This window comes from Neptuniibacter sp. QD34_54, assembly GCF_047778055.1.
Classification (GTDB): Bacteria; Pseudomonadota; Gammaproteobacteria; order Pseudomonadales; family Balneatricaceae; genus Neptuniibacter.
The window spans coordinates 2,115,560-2,133,403 of the sequence record NZ_CP180546.1 but is presented as its reverse complement, the minus strand read 5'-3'; the positions used below and the strand labels follow the sequence as shown (position 1 = coordinate 2,133,403).

At 43.4% G+C, this 17,844-nt stretch carries 21 protein-coding genes; 5 read left to right on the top strand and 16 right to left on the bottom strand.

All coding sequences use genetic code 11. The annotated features are described in order from the left end of the window. Positions 1-4 precede the first annotated feature (4 nt). From ACMXYP_RS09745 to arsC, 10 genes are all read right to left on the bottom strand, one after another. Complete coding sequence (locus tag ACMXYP_RS09745; RefSeq protein ID WP_415881448.1) at positions 5-895, bottom strand: LysR substrate-binding domain-containing protein; 891 nt, start codon at positions 893-895, stop codon at positions 5-7. Between the two features lie 56 nt (positions 896-951). Continuing rightward, positions 952-1,353 carry a hypothetical protein gene (locus tag ACMXYP_RS09740; RefSeq protein ID WP_415881447.1) on the bottom strand — a complete coding sequence of 134 codons (402 nt, stop codon included), beginning with the start codon at positions 1,351-1,353 and terminating at the stop codon, positions 952-954. Positions 1,354-1,478: 125 nt separating this feature from the next. After that, positions 1,479-3,083, bottom strand: a complete 1,605-nt coding sequence (locus ACMXYP_RS09735) for a GDYXXLXY domain-containing protein (protein WP_415881446.1) — start codon at positions 3,081-3,083, stop codon at positions 1,479-1,481. Next, positions 3,076-4,077, bottom strand: a complete 1,002-nt coding sequence (locus ACMXYP_RS09730) for a DUF2157 domain-containing protein (RefSeq protein WP_415881445.1) — start codon at positions 4,075-4,077, stop codon at positions 3,076-3,078. The genes ACMXYP_RS09735 and ACMXYP_RS09730 overlap by 8 nt, the downstream gene beginning before the upstream one ends. Positions 4,078-4,147: 70 nt before the next feature. Beyond that, a complete protein-coding gene (locus tag ACMXYP_RS09725) occupies positions 4,148-4,402 on the bottom strand; it encodes a zinc ribbon domain-containing protein (protein WP_415881444.1) in 255 nt (84 codons plus the stop codon). A gap of 2 nt (positions 4,403-4,404) precedes the next feature. Then, entirely contained in the window at positions 4,405-4,875 is a 471-nt protein-coding gene (locus ACMXYP_RS09720; protein WP_415881443.1) for a nucleoside triphosphate pyrophosphohydrolase family protein, read from the bottom strand. Between the two features lie 27 nt (positions 4,876-4,902). After that, on the bottom strand, positions 4,903-6,549 hold the full coding sequence (locus tag ACMXYP_RS09715; protein WP_415881442.1) for a SufS family cysteine desulfurase: 1,647 nt from the start codon (positions 6,547-6,549) through the stop codon (positions 4,903-4,905). An 8-nt stretch (positions 6,550-6,557) separates the two neighbouring features. After that, entirely contained in the window at positions 6,558-6,998 is a 441-nt protein-coding gene (locus ACMXYP_RS09710; RefSeq protein WP_415881441.1) for a DUF2069 domain-containing protein, read from the bottom strand. A gap of 37 nt (positions 6,999-7,035) precedes the next feature. After that, complete coding sequence (gene wrbA, locus ACMXYP_RS09705; protein ID WP_415881440.1) at positions 7,036-7,638, bottom strand: NAD(P)H:quinone oxidoreductase; 603 nt, start codon at positions 7,636-7,638, stop codon at positions 7,036-7,038. 1 nt (position 7,639) lies between these two features. Then, positions 7,640-7,990: an arsenate reductase (glutaredoxin) gene (gene arsC, locus ACMXYP_RS09700; protein WP_415881439.1), complete on the bottom strand. Its 351-nt coding sequence runs from the start codon at positions 7,988-7,990 to the stop codon at positions 7,640-7,642. A 143-nt stretch (positions 7,991-8,133) separates the two neighbouring features. On the opposite strand from arsC, the gene ACMXYP_RS09695 reads away from it, so the two are divergent. Genes ACMXYP_RS09695 through ACMXYP_RS09685 form a run of 3 tightly spaced genes read left to right on the top strand, consistent with a single transcriptional unit; the run spans position 8,134 to position 10,755 of the window. Further along, positions 8,134-9,387 carry a YihY family inner membrane protein gene (locus ACMXYP_RS09695; RefSeq protein ID WP_415881438.1) on the top strand — a complete coding sequence of 418 codons (1,254 nt, stop codon included), beginning with the start codon at positions 8,134-8,136 and terminating at the stop codon, positions 9,385-9,387. 18 nt (positions 9,388-9,405) lie between these two features. Beyond that, positions 9,406-9,681, top strand: coding sequence for an acylphosphatase (locus ACMXYP_RS09690; RefSeq protein WP_415881437.1), 276 nt, complete (start codon positions 9,406-9,408; stop codon positions 9,679-9,681). Between the two features lie 42 nt (positions 9,682-9,723). Continuing rightward, on the top strand, positions 9,724-10,755 hold the full coding sequence (locus tag ACMXYP_RS09685; protein WP_415881436.1) for an HDOD domain-containing protein: 1,032 nt from the start codon (positions 9,724-9,726) through the stop codon (positions 10,753-10,755). A gap of 60 nt (positions 10,756-10,815) precedes the next feature. Here ACMXYP_RS09685 and ACMXYP_RS09680 read toward each other — a convergent pair whose 3' ends face one another. The 4 genes from ACMXYP_RS09680 to ACMXYP_RS09665 all read right to left on the bottom strand — a co-directional run bounded on the left by ACMXYP_RS09680 (position 10,816) and on the right by ACMXYP_RS09665 (position 14,583). Then, entirely contained in the window at positions 10,816-12,540 is a 1,725-nt protein-coding gene (locus tag ACMXYP_RS09680; protein ID WP_415881435.1) for a proline--tRNA ligase, read from the bottom strand. A gap of 78 nt (positions 12,541-12,618) precedes the next feature. Then, positions 12,619-13,461: a mechanosensitive ion channel family protein gene (locus ACMXYP_RS09675; protein ID WP_415881434.1), complete on the bottom strand. Its 843-nt coding sequence runs from the start codon at positions 13,459-13,461 to the stop codon at positions 12,619-12,621. Positions 13,462-13,486: 25 nt separating this feature from the next. Further along, on the bottom strand, positions 13,487-13,966 hold the full coding sequence (locus tag ACMXYP_RS09670) for a DUF523 domain-containing protein (protein ID WP_415881433.1): 480 nt from the start codon (positions 13,964-13,966) through the stop codon (positions 13,487-13,489). Positions 13,967-14,151: 185 nt separating this feature from the next. After that, a complete protein-coding gene (locus ACMXYP_RS09665; protein ID WP_415881432.1) occupies positions 14,152-14,583 on the bottom strand; it encodes a MaoC family dehydratase in 432 nt (143 codons plus the stop codon). 219 nt (positions 14,584-14,802) lie between these two features. Here ACMXYP_RS09665 and fabV point away from each other — a divergent pair, with 219 nt between their 5' ends. Continuing rightward, positions 14,803-15,996 carry an enoyl-ACP reductase FabV gene (fabV, locus tag ACMXYP_RS09660; protein WP_415881431.1) on the top strand — a complete coding sequence of 398 codons (1,194 nt, stop codon included), beginning with the start codon at positions 14,803-14,805 and terminating at the stop codon, positions 15,994-15,996. A gap of 81 nt (positions 15,997-16,077) precedes the next feature. Here the strand turns inward: fabV and ACMXYP_RS09655 are convergent, their stop codons facing one another. Continuing rightward, entirely contained in the window at positions 16,078-16,551 is a 474-nt protein-coding gene (locus ACMXYP_RS09655; RefSeq protein ID WP_415881430.1) for an FKBP-type peptidyl-prolyl cis-trans isomerase, read from the bottom strand. 80 nt (positions 16,552-16,631) lie between these two features. Then, a complete protein-coding gene (locus ACMXYP_RS09650) occupies positions 16,632-17,282 on the bottom strand; it encodes a hypothetical protein (protein ID WP_415881429.1) in 651 nt (216 codons plus the stop codon). 298 nt (positions 17,283-17,580) lie between these two features. Between ACMXYP_RS09650 and ACMXYP_RS09645 the strand changes: the two genes are divergently transcribed. Then, the gene (locus ACMXYP_RS09645; RefSeq protein WP_415881428.1) at positions 17,581-17,817 is read left to right on the top strand and encodes a hypothetical protein; all 237 of its coding nucleotides are present in this window, start codon (positions 17,581-17,583) and stop codon (positions 17,815-17,817) included. Positions 17,818-17,844: the final 27 nt, after the last annotated feature.

The following is a 17,844-nucleotide window of genomic DNA, read 5'->3' as shown; positions in this document are numbered from 1 at the left end:
GTAGCTATTTAAGCCAAGGATGGGCTTTTAGATTTTCAACAACATGGTCTAGGAATAAACGGACCTTAGGATTTAGGTTTTTACGGCTAGGGTAGAGCGCGTGGATACCTACAGTAGGCACCTTATAATCGGCTAATACTTCTTTTATCTCCCCTGACTCAAGTTCATCAATGCAGAACGCTTTCGGTAAGCGAGCAATCCCCAAATTACGTTTAAGCATCTCCAGGCTGAAGCTCAAGCTATTCGCACGTAAACGGAAGTTAATGGAAACCGCTTTACCTTCATTCCAGTTTTCAAAGACCCATTCATTGGAGTTTAGATGAGTGCCGATACATTGATGTTCTTTTAAATCGTCTGGAGTTAGTGGTTCACCAAATCGATCTATATAGGCTTGGCTGGCATATAACTTAGAAGACGCATTGGCGATCTTACGCCCTACGAGGCTCGAGTCATCTAAATTTCCTACACGCAGTGCTAAGTCGATACCTTCTTGGACAAGATCGACGACGCGAGGGCTGAGCTCTATATCGATCTGAATGAGCGGGTACTTCTCCATAAAACTGGAGATGAGATCATTCATAATGAATATCCCAATTTCAGGCGGCATGGTAATGCGTAACCTACCCTTGGGTTCACCTTGGGTGGAGGTTACGTGATTCTCGATATCTTCTAGTTCAGAAAAAAGGGGGAGGCAGCGTTCGTAGAAGTTTTGGCCGTCAGCTGTGAGGTTTAACTTACGAGTCGTACGTTGTAAAAGTCTTAAACCTAAGTCATCTTCTAGTTGAGTAATGCGTCGGCTAATAGTCGATTTTTGAATGCCTAATTTATCCGCGGCTGCGGTAAATCCATTGTGCTCAATAACCTGAATAAACAAACGGACGTCATTAAGATTCATAAATGGCTACAACTAGGGATGATTACTTAAGGTCAGTTTGATTAAATGCCCGAGTTTTAGGAGCAGCTACCTTGGGTTGTCAAAACAACAGAAGGCGTTGTCGTCTTAACACTCTGAAAACTCATATCTGATTTATTAATGGTCAAGTTAGTTGTGTCCATACCACCCATAACTGGATCCTTTGCGGTTCTGCTTAACTTGATCTGTTCATCAGACTGTTCAACGCTAAAACCTGCAACACCGTTTACTACAGCAGAGCCGTTTTTGATTACGATTGAATAGCTGCAGCGGCCTTGCGGGCAGTTGCGTGTCTTCGGTGCTTTCATAAATGGAGCGGTGTAACTGGCATGCGTGTAGGAGCACGTATATTGCTTATCTTCGGCAACAGCAGTTAATGGCGTTGCGATACCTGCAGTTAAAGCAATACTCGCGACAAGTAGATTAATTTTGGTGTTCATAATCCTTCCCCGTAGTTTCCTTTAGTAAGTCTAGGGTAAATTTTCAATCCCTGAAAGCCTAAGTCTTAGTTTAACCCTGATAGCTTCCTGTTTTTTCAAATAAAGTACCTAATTTATTGAAAAAATTAAGGGCTATTAGTGCCTATTACTTCGAGTGATTCATCAACTAAGGCATACAACAGTAGCTCTCCACTATCATCTGTTTTGAACATACCGTATTTTGCCGCTTCATATCTTTCCGCTGTACCTTCTTGGAAGAAAAAAGCATTGGTTGCAAATTGTACTCGGCTATTGCGAATACGGTATTGAAGAATAGCTTGGTTCGATGCGAGTTCTATATCCTTTTCTGAGCGGGTTAAAAGCTGCAAAAAACTAGCCTTATGATTGTCATCTAACTTAACTAAAAGAAATCCATCAGCAGGGACGTCCTTAAGTGAACGATTAAATGCTTCATTGGTTATTTGGAATCTAAGTCGCATGTAATCACCTTGCATCAAGGAGCGAGGATCTACAGGCGCAAGCTCTAATAAAACGGTTTTGCCTTCAGCCAATAAGGTCTCTTTTTGGTAGATATTAATATTTACCGCTATTAGCAAGAGTAATGCAGTGAGTAATGCGCCCCATTTAGCTCGGTTCATTTGAGCAACATGGCTAAGGCCTATTTTCTTCTTTGGTAGATAGATCTTGCTCAGGAGAAGGTAACTGGCTACCGCTACCGTACCTAAACCCACTAAATAGATTGATTTAACCAGTAAGGTTTCCTGAAGGTTGTAGTAATACCAAGATACAAAACTAATTAATGCAACTAGGCCCAAGCCTAGCAGGGTGCGTTGCTGTCTATGAAAGCCGATTAACAATAATAAGAGTGCAGCAGGTAAACCGGTAATCGTAAATGAGGTAGCGGCCATGATAATAATTAGGGCTAAATAGCCGGCAATGTTTTTACTGTCTTTTGTAACTTGTTGCTCTTTGAATATATAAGCCAGTAGAAATGCGAAAGTGGCTATTTGTGCAATCGAGCCAATCAGAGGGCCGTTAAGTTGCAGAAAGCCTACATCACTGATCTTGTAGAGAAATGAGAGTTCATTTTGTAACAGCGAATGACCACTAAACTGTAATAGTGAGATAGCCATACCGTAGCTGATAGGAATCAGAAACTTATGCCACTTCAGCCATTGCTGTTCTTTACACCAGATCAATGTAAAAGCGAGGGCGGCTACAGCACTATCTAGTCCATGTATACCTTGGCGGTTTAAACCCCAGAATAGAGCGATCATGGCAAACCAACTCGAGATGACTCTATGAAGGAAACTCGGCATTACAAGGGCTAGGACCGCTTGGTAGATCGCTAGCGCCAGAAAAACCGTAACTTCATTATCTCCGAGAAATTCAAATAAACCCCAGCCAAACATAAATTGGCCGCAAATACTGATAGCTAAAGCTAATTGATTGTAGAAAGGGGACTCGCCACTGTGACGATAGATGGTATAGGCGCCAATGGAACAGCCGAGTCCAGCGACCATCAGAAGAATATGGTTATCATAACGGAACAACCATCCGAATATGCTGCCAACAAAGCCAAGCATAAACAAAGCTGCTAACCAACCAGAGAAGCCTTGCATCAGATGGATAAACCATGCTGATTGGCTCGGGTGCTCTTCTGGTTGATCCGCAGTGACTATCCCTTCGGTTTGTAGTTTCTGCCAAAGTGCTTGATCTGAATTAGTCATCTTGAGCACTCCTTTGCTGTTTTTGAACTTGGTATAGATTCTTTAGCCAAATTCCTGCTGCCGTGGACATGCCGATAATTGCCAAACTGATAACCAAAAATGCACCACCATCGAATGCATCACCAAAGGTTTTAATCAGCAAGGAGCTTGCAGTGATAATAAGGCTGGTGGCTACCCCGGAGAGAACAAATAGATCTAGTTGGCAGTGGCGATAGTAGTAGAAAGCGATAGAGATCCAGATCAGATAGAAGAGACCGCCCCAATGAAAATCATCAAAATCAAAGATGGACCACATTGCTAACCAAGTTGCCAGCGACCCAGCGAAGAAGAGGGAAATTTGAATAGCAAAGCGATTCTTAATAAGACATTGCTTAAATCTATACCCGAACTCCAAAATCAAAATAAACGCGGTATTGATGGCTAAAAAGATACTGGTCAGATCTTCACTTCTAAACAAGAAGCCAAATAGTCCACGGAAGGTTTCGGAATAGAGATAGAGTGCGAGATTGACCAAGGTGATAAAGATCACCCAGACCGTGCTTGCGCGATGAATAATAGCCCAGGGAAGAGTGAATACTGCCCAGATTGCAAAAAGCTGCCAAGGGTCGGCACCGGTTTGATAGCTTTGACCTACAAGAGCCAGTAGTGCTCCAGTTAATAAAGTAATCAGCGTGATACAGCTGATACCAGAAATACTATAATGGTCTAATCGTGAATAGACTATGCCTGCAAGCACAATAGTGCTTTGAAGCGTTGCAAACTTGATTAAATTAGAAATAGATTGCCAATTGAAGGCAAAAAAGAAAATAACGCCCGCAGCAAGTGCTACAGCGCTAAGCCAGAGAAGTAGCTTTGCCGTGAAAGCTAACCACTGATTGTTGCTTGGGGAGGCTTGGGTAAGCGCTAAAGCACGCTCTACTTCGTCTGGTTTAATATGGCCTTGTTTGGCCCAATTCAGAATTGTTTGTCGTTCTGGTGTTTGCCCTGAAAGCATAGTTTGGCATCCAGCCTTTGAAAAAGTGAGTGACTCGTATTATCTACTATCACTCACCTTACTATGGCTGTCAAAAACCGCAGCCACCACTTGGACAGCCGCCACCACTCATGCATGGAGGAGCTTCAGGGTTTTTGAGCGTCGAACTTTTTACAACCCCTGCGGTTGATAAAAGTTTTGTAACTTCCGAGTCTTCAGGGATCTCTTGTGGGTCTAGATTAGCGAGAATACATAGCTCACCCCAAGTCTTAGGGGTAAGAGCCATAGTGTGCTTCACTTCAACCACATCACCAGTCGCTTCAATGCGATAATCGTATGTAGGCATAATTAGTCCAGTTTAGGTTCATGCCAGTTGATAGATTTTAGGAATTTGTGAGCCGGGTAGAATTTACCGTCGCTGCCTTCCTGATCCTTGGAGGATTTGATGTAAGCTTCAGGTAGTTCACCGCCTACGTATACATCCAGTTGCTTTTCATTTTGGTAAAAAGCCAATGTTTGGTCAACTTCGTCTTGTGTCTTGCACAGCTTAGATAGGTTGCTCGCTTGAACAGCAGCCATATCTTTGTCGGCATCAATACCCATGATGTGGGCCATACCGTAAGTCACAACAAGGATATCTGCTACAGCATCACGGATTTCAGAGGTATCTTTGTTTTCGAGTCCTTCAACTAATTCAGCTAGCTCTTCTTTGATTAGGTGTAATTGCTTGCCAGCTTTTTCCCAATTTGGGTTCTCAAGGTTGCCTTGTTCATTACCAAATACGGTGTTTAGGTAAGAAACGTCAGTAAAGTTGCTCATTGTTGCTCCAAAAGGAATTCAGTTGTCTTAGTTTGCTTGTTGGGCAAACTGATAAATTTTGTCGATGACAGCACGCAGTCCGTTACCACGTGATGGGCTTAGATGACGATCAAGTTCTAGTTGCTTAAACAAACCGTCGACATCAAAAGCGCAGATCTGATCCGCTGTTTTATGGTTGAAAGCGGTTTCAACCAATACCAGTAATCCACGAATAATACGGGCATCTGAGTCAGTAGCAAAGGTTAACGTACCGTTGGGCTCTTTATTAATGACCAGCCAAGTATTACTTTCACAGCCTTTAACGAGGTGTTCGTCTGTTTTTAACTGTTGGGGAAGGCCTTTAGCAGATTTCCCAAGCAGCATTATCTCTCTGTAACGAGCATTCCAGCCTGAGATACCTTTAAGCTTATCGATCAAGGATTCTGGCGATGAGTTTGATTCAACAGCCACAGTCGTAGGGCGAGTAATCGAATCCAGTGTCTGAATGAAATGGTTCACTTCCGCTTCAGTATTATAAAAAGCGAAAGATGCTCGTGTCGTACCCGGTAAGCCTAGCCTCTGCATTAGAGGCATTGCGCAATGATGCCCTGTACGGACAGCAATACCTTGTTGATCTAACAGCAGGCCAATATCTTGCTGATGTTGGTCGGTCAGTGTGAAAGATAACAAACTGACACACTCAGATGCTGAACCAATACGATTAAACCCTTTGATTTGAGAACAGCCATCGATAGCTGTTTTAAGCAAATGTTGTTCGTGTTGTTCCAGTAATGATCGATCAAAACTAGATAACCAGTTCAGAGCGGTTGCTAAACCGATGGTGGCACTGATATTTGGTGTGCCTGCTTCAAACTTGAAAGGCAGATCGTTATAAGTCGTTTGATCAAAACTCACGTGTTTGATCATCTCACCCCCGCCTTGCCACGGAGGCATGGCAGCTAAAAGTTCTTCCTTCCCGTAGAGAGCGCCAATACCTGTCGGAGCGAAAACTTTATGCCCAGAAAACAGGTAAAAATCAGCATCGAGATCTTGAAGGTCTACTTTAAGATGAGGCAGAGCCTGGGCGCCGTCGATAAGCACTAGCGCGCCAGCCTGATGAGCTAACTCTACAATGCGCTTCACAGGGTTGATCGTGCCCAATGCATTAGATGCATGAGTTACCGCAACTAAGCGGGTTTTATTGGAAAGTAGTTTTTCAAATTGCTCTAGATCTAACTCGCCATTGTCTAAGAGCGGAATGATTTTTAGAACAACACCATTTCGCTGAGCAAGCATCTGCCAAGGAACGATATTAGCGTGATGTTCCAGTGTACTTAAGATGATCTCGTCGCCAGCTTTTAACTGCTGTCCCCAGCTGTTGGCAACTAGGTTGATCCCCTCTGTTGTACCCCGTGTCCAGATGATCTCTTTTTCACTACGGGCATTTAGATAGCGAGCAACGGTGCTGCGAGCAGACTCAAAAAGCAGTGTCGCATCCGCGCTGAGCGCATGACTTGCGCGGTGAACATTAGCGTTGCTCTGCTGATAATAATCTGAGACAGAATCTATGACACATTGCGGCTTTTGAGTTGTAGCAGCATTGTCTAAATAGATTAAAGAGTTTCCATTAACTGTTTGATCTAAAATGGGAAACTGCTTTCTTATGCCCTGTAATAAAGTCTTGGGATCTCGCATGCTTCGGCTTAGCTATCCTTAGATGCTTCATCTTTATCTGCAGCCTGTTCAGCCCAGTGAGCCAGCTGTTTGTTATAGCGCGCACGCCAGCGTGTGTACATCATGGCGCTGGTGAAAAGCGTACCTACAAGTAAGGAATAGCCAATGCCATAGACAGCCGTATTTGGATTAGTCGCAGCTAATACCGCCTGCATAAACAGCAGTAGAAGTACGAAGCAAAGCCATGCGTGCCCACGAGGATTACCTTTAATAATCACCCCTGCAAATGCTAGCAGTGGAGCCATATGGATAAGCCAAATAACCCAAGGTTTTCCGGTTGGAACAGGAATAAGGAAAAGGTGCCAAAGCGTAAACCAACCAAGCAAACCTAGGTAGCTTCCTACACAAAGGATACGCCCTAATTTAGCTTTGCTTTGATAATCGTGATCATCAGGAATATATGCTTTCAACTGCTTGTACTCTCGTGGTTTTACTAGGCGTTTAAAATTAAACGTTGTTTGCTAATCGGCGGGCCAGTTCACCCAAGCGCTTACCTTGGGCAATACATAAATTCTTTTCGATTGGGTCTAGCTCATTGCTATTGTCTGGCCCCGCTACATGTGTCGGCCCATAAGGAGTGCCGCCGCTTTTAGTTTTTAATAACTCAGATTCGGAATAGGGTAAGCCGGCAATGACCATGCCGTGATGTAGTAAAGGCATCATCATGGTAAGCAAAGTAGTTTCTTGGCCACCATGTAAACTAGAACTGGAGCTAAACACAGCAGCAGGTTTATCAATCAGCGCTCCTGACATCCATAAGCTGCTAGTGCTATCGATAAAGTACTTTAATGGCGATGCCATATTTCCAAAACGAGTCGGGCTCCCTAGCGCTAAACCTGCACAGTTGGCTAAATCCTGTTCGGAGCAGTAAAGCGCGCCTTGATCAGGAATTGAAGGTTCTGTTGCTTCAGCAACCGTTGAAACTTCAGGTACTGTGCGAAGACGTGCTTCAATACCGGACTGTTCTACACCACGGGCAATATGTTTAGCCATCGATTGCGTGGCACCGTGGCGGCTGTAGTACAGAACGAGGACGTAGGGAACGCTCATATTAGATGATTTCCAGAACAGACTCTGGTGGACGGCCGATTCGTGCTTGATCGCCTTTGATAACGATAGGGCGTTCGATTAGTTTTGGCACATTGGTCATGATCTCAATGATCTGATCTTCAGAAAGAGACATATCATCTAAGCCGTTTTCTTTGAATTCAGCTTCTTTTTTGCGAAGTAGATCGCGAGCAGAAATACCTAACTGGCTTAGCACTACTTTCAGCTCATCAGCAGAAGGTGCTTCATCAAGATATTTACGAACTTGTGGCTCTACACCGTTCTCTTCTAATAGTGCTAGAGTCTGGCGAGACTTAGAACAACGCGGGTTGTGATAGATAGTTACTTCACTCATTGTGCTATACCGTACTAAGGGATCAAGGTGAAATGATCCGTTCATTGTGTTGGATTATGCGATATTGTATACGCCTGTGTTGCAGATTTCATGAAGGAACTGCATTTTAGGCCAGTGCTTAGCTGATTATTATGAGGATGGAAATGGCTTCGCTGTTAAATCACCGTGTTACACTGTTTATTCGTTATCTATTTCGACAGTTTCTGCAGAACCAAGGGATTCTTAATGCGGCGGCATTAACTTATACCACGCTGTTTGCTGTAGTCCCATTGATGACTGTGTCTTACGCGATGTTGGCGGCAGTTCCCTCTTTTCAGGGAGTAGGGCAGGAACTACAAGGTTGGGTGTTTGATAATTTCGTGCCTGCCACCGGCGCCGTAGTACAGGATTACCTCAACGATTTCTCTTCTCAAGCACGTAAATTAACCGCAGTAGGTATCGCGCTGCTGGCCATCACATCGATTATGATGATGAAAAATATAGAGGCTGCATTTAACCGTATCTGGCGAGTTAATGAGCCTCGTAAAGGACTATCAAGCTTTCTGCTTTATTGGGCTATTTTGAGCCTCGGGCCAATTTTGATCGGTTTAGGCTTAGTTTTAACTTCTTATATCGCAAGTTTGCCGTTTATCAGTGAGGCGACAGAGGCGGTGGGGCGTGCGCGCTTATTGTCAGCATTACCAACGATCTTGTCGGCTACCGCTTTTACTTTGATGTATGTCGCTGTACCTAACTGTCCTGTGCCCTTTAAAAGCGCGCTATTAGGTGGTGTCGGCGTAGCACTGTTATTTGAAACAGCGAAAAGAGGCTTTACTGCGTTTGTTACCCAGTTCCCATCTTATGAACTGATCTACGGTGCTTTCGCAGCCGTGCCTCTATTTCTGCTTTGGATCTTTATCAGTTGGGTCATCATATTGATGGGGGCTGAGCTAACGCGCTGTATTACAGTTTATCGGCCAAATGAGCGGACTAACGATCTTCCGCACCTATATTCGGTTGTGGCGGTATTACACCGTTTATGGAAGGCTCAACAGCAGGGGAAATCAATCTCGGATCACAAGCTTCTACAAGAGGTGGATGCTTTGGATCAGGGGCGTTGGGATAGCTATCTAAAGATTCTGTTGGAGGGAGGTATTGTTAAGCGTAGTGACCAAGGTGAATACCTATTAAGCCGTGATTTAGGTAATTTAACGTTATATCAACTTAACCAACTACTTCCTTGGCCTACACCTATACCGGTAACTACTACCAGCTTAGTGGAGTGGGAGAGAGTGCTTAACGAAAAGCTAGTTAAGACCTCGGAACAGGAACAGCAGGCGTTTTCTCTGACTTTAGAATCATTGTTTTCTGACAAAGATGAAAACAGTATTAGCACTACAAAACAAATAAACGGTTAAATTTTTAGGTTTTATAAAGTGGCAGATTTATCTATTCATGCATTTGTCAGCGGTCGGGTCCAAGGTGTTTGGTTTAGACAATCAACGAAAGAGAAAGCCATCTCTTTAGGCGTTCAAGGTTGGGTGAGAAACTTAAATGATGGACGTGTCGAGCTTATGGCAACGGGTGAAGAGCAGGCTGTGCTTCAATTGGAAGCTTGGCTGAGCCAAGGACCTGAGCTGGCAAACGTCGCTGAAGTTATTAGTGATAGAGTTGATAACATTGATGCGCCTCAAACCTTCGAAGTGCGTTAATCGACTACACTGCTAGTGATATGTTTTTGTCTTGGAGTAGGTATGTTTGCCAAATTCAAATCAATTTTTGGCTTTTCAAATGATGAAAGATCAGAAGAAGTCAATCAGCCGCAGTCATCAATGGTTGACGGTTCTGAAGATAACGCTTGCGCTGTAACTGATGATGCTCCAAAGGTAATGGAACATTCCCGTGAATTAACGCTTTCATTTATTAGTAATCTTTTAGGTGTAAGATCATTAGGTACTGAAGAATCGCACCAACAGGAGCGTATCCTAAGGGCCTCATTAGATGAAGAGATGGTGGGGTTGAGTGAAGAATCAATTCCCAAATTATCGAAAAATGCTTTATTGCTGATGAATGATCTGGTTAACCCGGATACTCCTCAATCGAAAATTGTTTCTGCTATTAAAGAAGACCCTGCCTTAGCTGGGAAAGTGATCTCTATCGCTAATTCTCCCGCATTTGTCGGATCAGGTGTTGTGATTCAAGATTTAGAGCACGCATTAAGTATGCTAGGTCAGCAGCGTTTAAGGGATGTAGTGTTATCTTCTTTGGTTGCTGACAAGTTCCAAATTGATAGTTTTTATTTTGAGACCTTCGGTAAGGCTTTGTGGGATCACTCTTCAGAGGTTGCCAATAATGCCAAAAAGATTTGTGAAAATCTGGGAGGAAATCCCAGTTTAGCGTATTTTGTTGGTTTGATACACGATGTTGGTAAATTGATCATTTTTAAAAAATTGATTGAAATACATGCTGTTGAAAAGCAAGAACCGCACCCTGAGGTTTTTAGTCATCTTTTAAGTGATTTTTCTCATGCGCTAACAAGACGTGCGTGTGAAGTATGGGAACTGCCAGAGCATTGGTGTCAGCCAATTACTGACTTCCAAATGGCAACAGAAAATGATCTTAAGCGGCCTGAATCAATAGCGTTGTTCTTGGCGAATGCCTATGCTGAACTTCATGCTTTGTATCGTGAGGGTGAGATCACAGAGTTTGAGTTGGTATGGCGTTTACAACAGACAGGCTCGACTATTGATGATTTTAGACGGTTATATCCTCAAGAAGAGGATTGATAGAAGAAAAAACGGGCGCTAAGCCCGTTTTTTTATGGAGCAATGATCTGAAAAATAATCTTACAGATTGATACGCTCAGCTAGTAGTGGTAACACGCCTTCTACTGCAACGTCTTGTTTCTCGTCGTCACGACGGCCTTTGTATTCTAAAGTGCCTGCTTCGATACCACGAGGAGAGATAACCACGCGGTGTGGGATACCCATAAGATCAGAATCAGCAAACTTAACGCCAGGGCTGGTCTTCTTATCACGGTCATCCATGATTACATCGTAACCTGCCTGCTTTAGTTCATTGTAAAGCTTGTCAGTTAGTTCGCGTACTTCATCAGACTTATCGTATTGAAGCGGAATTAGTGCAACGTGGAATGGAGCGATCGCTTCTGGCCAGATAATACCGCCGTCATCGTGGTTCTGCTCAATCGCAGCTGCAATGACACGGGTAACACCGATACCATAACAGCCCATATCCATTACTACAGACTTACCATTTTGATCCAAAACTTCAGCGCTTAGGGCTTTTGAGTATTTCTGACCAAGCTGGAAAATGTGACCTACTTCGATACCACGTTTGATGACAAGTGTACCTTCACCACATGGGCTCGGATCACCTTCAACAACGTTACGAAGATCTGCGACTTCTGGTAGATCAACATCGCGATTCCAGTTGATACCAAATAGATGCTTGCCGTCGATGTTAGCGCCAGCACTGAAGTCAGATGTTTTAGCAACCGCACGGTCAACAATCACTGGGATGTTTAAGCCAACAGGGCCAAGAGAGCCTGGGCCAGCACCGATTAGATCACGGATCTGTTCTTCTGTAGCAAATTCTAGAGGTTCAGCAACTTGTGCAAGTTTCTCTGCCTTGATCTCGTTTAACTCGTGATCACCACGAACCAACAGAGCAACAAAATCTGCTTCGCACTCTTCAGATGCTGCAACGATCAACGTTTTAACTGTTTTCTCAATTGGTTGATCAAACTGCTCAACCAATTCATCAATTGTCTTCGCATTTGGCGTATCTACTGTCGTCATCTCAACAGATGGCGCTGCTAGATCGCCTTCAGGAGATAGTGCTTCAGCTAATTCTACGTTTGCTGCGTAATCGCTAACATTAGAGAACGCGATGTCATCTTCACCAGAGTCAGCAAGTACGTGGAATTCGTGAGAGGTAGCACCACCGATTGAACCTGTGTCCGCAAGTACAGGACGGAAATCTAAGCCTAGGCGGTTAAAGATGTTGGTGTAAGTTTGGTGCATTACATCGTAAGTCTGTTGAAGAGATTCCTGACCTACGTGGAAAGAATATGCGTCTTTCATGATAAATTCACGTGAGCGCATTACGCCAAAGCGAGGGCGAATTTCGTCACGGAATTTAGTTTGGATCTGGTAAAAGTTTGCAGGAAGCTGTTTGTAGCTTTTGATCTCACGACGGATAAGGTCAGTGATGACCTCTTCGTGCGTAGGGCCTACACAGAATTCTCGGTTGTGACGATCATTAACGCGCAGTAGCTCAGGACCGTAAAGTTCCCAGCGGCCAGACTCTTCCCAAAGCTCAGCAGGCTGAATTGCTGGCATTAGGACTTCCATCGCACCGGATTTGTCCATCTCTTCGCGAACGATACGCTCAACTTTGCGAAGCGTGCGAAGGCCAAGCGGCAACCAGTTATAAAGACCTGAAGCAACTTTACGAATAAGGCCTGCTCGAAGCATCAACTGGTGGCTGATGACTTCTGCGTCGGATGGCGTTTCCTTAACGGTGGATATGAGATACTGGCTAGTGCGCATACTTTTACTCAATCAATTTTAAATTCGTTTCAAATCGCCACATTGTAGGTGGCTGCAATGGTGCTGCCAAGGAAAAAACTACTCAGCAGCTGCATTTTTCAATGTAACTTCCCGTTGAGGGAATGGAATTTCTATATCAGCGGTTTGAAGTGCTTTAAATACAGCTAAATTCACTTGATATTGCACTTCAAAATAGCGGTCTGTCGGCACCCAATAACGGTAAGCAATATTGATAGAAGAATCGGCAAAGGCTTCGATGCCCACTTGTGGCGGGGATTCTTGAGAAAGTTCATCAAACTGGGCTAAAGATTGTTTGATTACTTGAATCGCAACTTCTGGATCTGCACTGTAGCTAATACCAACAGAGGCTTCGACAACTTTATTAGCGAAAGAATTGGTTATCACTTCACCGACGATGTGCTTGTTTGGAATTGTAATGATCTCACCATCTTCTGTGGCGAGTAGGGTATGTGCGAGCTTAATCTCTGTTACGACACCAGAAATGTCGTTAATTGTTATGGTATTACCGACGACGAATGGACGGGTCAGGATAATAGTGAAGCCTGCGCCATAATTGGAGAACACACCTTGTAGAGCTAATCCAGCACTTAGAGATACGGCACCGATTGCTGCCACAAAAGGCGCAACGCTGATACCAAATTTACCTAAACAAATCACCAATACCATAGCTACGATTAGCAGCTTTACGGTACTGGCTATAAATAAGCTCAGGGTAACATCAACGCTATTCTTTTCGCATAGCTTAAGAGCGAACTTGCCTATTGATCGAGCGACAATCAGACCGATCAAAAAAATGATGATCGCACCAATTACCTGAAAACTGTAATTGACGAAAAAATCTATGACCATATTTGTTAAACGAGTTATGGTTTCTAGCTCGTTTTGAATCTCTTGCTCCATCAATAGGCCTCTTAACTAATTCGTTTCAGGCCGTCATCCTTTCAGAATCTTCGATAAAAGCAAAGAGTTCAGGCAGTTCTTTTTCACTGAATACAGGGATGCCGTTACGCATTAACTCAGCTGCTGCTACACCTGAACCTTCAACTAGGTTGCCGGAAAAATTGCCATCATAGATACGTTTGTTGCCGCAAGAAGGACTTTTAGCCTTCATAAGCGCGCAAGCGACACCTTCGCGTTTGGCAATTTCTAAGGTTCTTTCAGCACCTGATAAAAACTCAGGCGTAACGTCGTTGCCATCTTGTGTCGTGATTAAAATAGGGAATTTGCACTGTGTTTCTGCTGGTGGGCGTGGTGTGCTTAAGCCACCTGCGACTTCAGGGCAGATAGGGACAAAGCGGCCTTCCTTGTGCCAACGCTGCAATGTTGGGTGGTCAATTAAGTGATGGCCGCCATCATAGCGTACGCGATCACCTAGCATGCAGGCGCTAATTAAAATCTTCTTCATGGTAGTCCATTTTTGTTGTTATTTTTTTTGCTGGCACATTCTACTCATGGGTAGAAGGATCGCAATCGACCAAAGTCTAGAATTTAATCAATTCTATTGATAAGGATCATTAAAATTAGGAAGGAGTGATAAATATGGGGTAGGAGGCGCTAGCTTAGATAAAGCTAGCGCATAGAAAGAGGAAATTAAGCTTCTTTCTTATCAACCATAAAGGTTGCTGTACCTGTAGCAACAACTTTATCGCCTACAGTTACATCTGTTTTGCACTTTACGCGACGGCGGCGTGTATCAATCTCTTCAACTGTAAGTGTCGCTTTAGCTGTGTCACCAATAAATACAGGAGCACGGAACTTAATTTGTTGATCAACATAAATTGCGCCTGGCCCTGGAAGCTTCGTACCTGCAACAGTTGAGATCAGTGCAGCACTAAACATGCCGTGGACAATGCGTTTTTCAAATGGTGTTGTTTTCGCGTAATCATCATTAATGTGAACTGGGTTAGTATCACCGGAAATACCCGCAAACATGCAGACGTCTGCATCAGTAATGGTTTTGGCAAAGCTATCGCTCATACCTACTTCTAAATCTTCTAGGTAGTAACCGTGTAGTTCCTGCATGGGGATGTTCCTTTAAATAGAATATGCAATCTGCGCATCATAACCAAAAGAAACCGCCTCTGCCTATTTATAAAATCAGTTAGTAACAATTCGTAAGAATTAAATAGCCCAGTAAATTTTGTCTGTGAATTAGGGATGCCGCATGAAACTGTCAACTTGCAATGAATTGCTGTATCTTACAGACCAAATTTTTCTAATGGATTTGAGACCCGTTTAGCCATGATTATCAAACCAAAAATTCGCGGTTTTATTTGTACTACTACTCACCCAACTGGCTGTGCAGCTAATGTGCGTGAGCAAATCGAATACACTCAGAAGAAGGGCGCTATTGAAAATGGCCCTAAGCGTGTTCTAGTAATTGGTGCATCCAGTGGCTACGGTTTATCTTCCCGTATCGCAGCAGCATTTGGTTCGGGCGCAGCGACAATTGGTGTGTTTTTCGAAAAGCCAGGTACTGAGCGTAAAACAGGTACTGCAGGCTGGTATAACTCTGCAGCATTTGATTCAGAAGCTAAGGCGGCTGGTCTTTACTCTAAAAGCTTGAATGGCGATGCTTTCTCTCACGAAGCCAAAGAGAAAACGATTGCGCTAATTAAGGAAGAGATGAAGCAGGTTGATCTAGTTGTTTACTCTCTAGCTTCTCCTGTTCGTAAAATGCCAGATTCTGGTGAAGTTATCCGTTCTTGCCTTAAACCTATTGGTGAGCCGTACAAATCCACAGCGATTGACACTAATAAAGATGTCATCATCAATGCTGAGGTTGAGCCGGCTACTGAAGAAGAGATCGCAGCTACTGTAACGGTAATGGGCGGTGAAGATTGGGAGCTATGGATGGACGCGCTTTCTGAAGCAGGCGTACTAGCTGATGGCTGTAAATCTGTAGCGTACTCTTACATCGGTTCAGATATTACTTGGCCAATCTACTGGGATGGTGCATTAGGTAAAGCTAAGCAGGATCTTGATCGTGCTGCTAAAGTAATCGATAGCAAGCTCAACGCAACAGGCGGTCAAGCGAACATTGGTGTTTTGAAATCTGTTGTAACTCAGGCAAGTTCTGCAATCCCAGTTATGCCTCTATATTTGGCAATGTGCTTTAAGGTAATGCGTGAACAGAACCTACACGAAGGTTGCATGGAGCAGGTTCAGCGTTTATTCGATACAGGTCTATACGGTGATACAGCAGAAATGGACGATACTAACCGTTTCCGTATGGATGACTGGGAGCTTAAAGAAGAAGTTCAGAATGCGTGCCGTGAAATCTGGCCTCAAGTAACGTCTGAGAACCTATTCGATCTTACAGATTACCAGCTGTATAAAGATGAGTTCTTGAAACTATTTGGTTTTGGCATCGACTCCGTAGATTACGAAGCAGATGTCAGCCCTGTAGCTGAATTTGATGTTAGCGATATTTAATCGTTTATACATAACAGGAAGCCAATTGGCTTCCTGTTTACTTTATATCTTGCCTCAATTTAGCATTCTGTCAGAGATTGTTTAGTTCTTAAAATCTAACAGTTCAACATCAAATATAAGCACTGACCCTGGTGTAATAACGCCAGCAGATCCATTTCCGTAAGCTAGATTTGATGGGATGTAGAAACGGTATTTGTCGCCCGTTGCCATCAATTGTAAGCCTTCTGTCCAGCCTTTAATGACTTGATTTAAACCAAATTCAATAGGCTCTCCACGATCGACCGAGCTATCAAACACTGTGCCGTCTATCAATGTGCCATGATAATGAACTTTAACTGTGGATGTGGCACTGGGCTTGGATGTTCCATCAGCCTTTTCGATAACCTTAAACTGTAAACCAGAACTTGTCTGGGTGACGTCCGGATCGTTTGTGTTTTCAGCTAAAAATTCTTCGCCAGCTTTCTTGTTGGCTTCTGCGAGTTTTAAATTATTTTGGCGACTAGTGTAGAGAAATAAAACGATGGCCAATATTAAAAGCGGTAGTACATATTCCATAAAGGCTGGGCTCTTGAAGGTGAGAAAAGCTCAATCTATAGCACAGACCATCAACTGACAAGAAAGTGTTTATGTATCTGCTAAAGCAATGCTTGTAATTGCTCTTTCTCTTCGGCGCTATAGTTCTGCAGTAGAGACAGTGTTTTAGGCGGTAATCTATCGGTTTCTTTGGTTATCTGTGCAAGGTTGAAATATAGATAGTCGTGCATCCACTGCTGATAACTCTGTAACCAGTCACACATGAGTTCTTCTGTAGAGGTTTCGTCTGCAGTAAAGCCCGCCTGTAAATCTTCTTCAGTGTATAGGTAGCCCAGTTTTAGATCATAATAAGTAGGGTTGTCTTTACAAAAATAATCGACAGAAACTCGATCAGAAAGCGCTTTGTGCAATATGTAACTAATACGGCTGACGGATAATGGGCCGGCGTTTAACGAGTTAATATGCTCGGTTACTTGATGTGAAAAGGACTCAATAGTGGAATCGCTATATAGCACTGCAGCCATAATTTGGTCGATTCTAAAGACAGCGACGATCTCTTTTTTGAGTAGCTTAAGATAGCGCGCTTTCTGATTGGCTGGCAGGAATTGTTCCAACATGTCTAAGTAAAATTGATCGATGCTGGAAATGCTCGGAGCCTCTTCGAGTGCCTTCATATGCTTTTTAATCTGCTCATGAACAGGGATCTGTTCTAGTGCGTTTAGGCGCTTTGGTGTATGTGTAACAGCGTGCATGACCGGCTCCGAGGTTATTTTCTAATATTCAATGCACAGCAAACCTAATGCCAGAATGTATAAACGATTTATAATCAGTAGGTTGGCTGGTTGAAAAATGACCAAATCTGCGGTGGGTGGGTAGATAGTTGCCGTTATTAACACCTAGTGGCATGTGAGGGGCAAAAAATAACCGAGCCATTTGAGGTTGTTGTTACCATCGTCAAAAACCGTCTAAATAGCAGCGGTTTAGTTTGTTTGATTGTCTAAAAAATTGGTATATTTCGTATCTAACTTCCAGCTTATCAAGGAAAATATATTGGACCTTAAACGAAAAGTACCGCTGCATTTGGACGCAGCTATACTGCTTGCGATTGTTTTCGTGTGCTCATTAGGTTTCAACCTGTTTCAGATGTACCAAGTTGTAGAGTTGAATAAAGAGACAAGCCAACAGGGGGTTCAGGCTGTGCTTGATCAAATGAATTTAGATGAAGCTTTGAAAAGGGTGAAGGTCTTAGAGCAGAGCTGTGAGCTGCAGGACGGCGAAACACAATAGTTTTATATCAGGCAATAAAAAGGACGC

Coding starts and splice junctions, on each gene's coding strand:
- ACMXYP_RS09730 (WP_415881445.1), bottom strand. CDS start 4,077: ATGCTTTCAGGGCAAACACCAGAACGACAAACAATTCTGAATTGGGCC.
- ACMXYP_RS09745 (WP_415881448.1), bottom strand. CDS start 895: ATGAATCTTAATGACGTCCGTTTGTTTATTCAGGTTATTGAGCACAAT.
- fabV (WP_415881431.1), top strand. CDS start 14,803: ATGATTATCAAACCAAAAATTCGCGGTTTTATTTGTACTACTACTCAC.
- ACMXYP_RS09720 (WP_415881443.1), bottom strand. CDS start 4,875: ATGAGCAACTTTACTGACGTTTCTTACCTAAACACCGTATTTGGTAAT.
- arsC (WP_415881439.1), bottom strand. CDS start 7,990: ATGAGTGAAGTAACTATCTATCACAACCCGCGTTGTTCTAAGTCTCGC.
- ACMXYP_RS09650 (WP_415881429.1), bottom strand. CDS start 17,282: ATGCACGCTGTTACACATACACCAAAGCGCCTAAACGCACTAGAACAG.
- ACMXYP_RS09715 (WP_415881442.1), bottom strand. CDS start 6,549: ATGCGAGATCCCAAGACTTTATTACAGGGCATAAGAAAGCAGTTTCCC.
- ACMXYP_RS09680 (WP_415881435.1), bottom strand. CDS start 12,540: ATGCGCACTAGCCAGTATCTCATATCCACCGTTAAGGAAACGCCATCC.
- ACMXYP_RS09665 (WP_415881432.1), bottom strand. CDS start 14,583: ATGCAGGAACTACACGGTTACTACCTAGAAGATTTAGAAGTAGGTATG.
- ACMXYP_RS09675 (WP_415881434.1), bottom strand. CDS start 13,461: ATGGAGCAAGAGATTCAAAACGAGCTAGAAACCATAACTCGTTTAACA.
- ACMXYP_RS09670 (WP_415881433.1), bottom strand. CDS start 13,966: ATGAAGAAGATTTTAATTAGCGCCTGCATGCTAGGTGATCGCGTACGC.
- ACMXYP_RS09685 (WP_415881436.1), top strand. CDS start 9,724: ATGTTTGCCAAATTCAAATCAATTTTTGGCTTTTCAAATGATGAAAGA.
- ACMXYP_RS09695 (WP_415881438.1), top strand. CDS start 8,134: ATGGCTTCGCTGTTAAATCACCGTGTTACACTGTTTATTCGTTATCTA.
- ACMXYP_RS09735 (WP_415881446.1), bottom strand. CDS start 3,083: ATGACTAATTCAGATCAAGCACTTTGGCAGAAACTACAAACCGAAGGG.
- ACMXYP_RS09725 (WP_415881444.1), bottom strand. CDS start 4,402: ATGCCTACATACGATTATCGCATTGAAGCGACTGGTGATGTGGTTGAA.
- wrbA (WP_415881440.1), bottom strand. CDS start 7,638: ATGAGCGTTCCCTACGTCCTCGTTCTGTACTACAGCCGCCACGGTGCC.
- ACMXYP_RS09740 (WP_415881447.1), bottom strand. CDS start 1,353: ATGAACACCAAAATTAATCTACTTGTCGCGAGTATTGCTTTAACTGCA.
- ACMXYP_RS09655 (WP_415881430.1), bottom strand. CDS start 16,551: ATGGAATATGTACTACCGCTTTTAATATTGGCCATCGTTTTATTTCTC.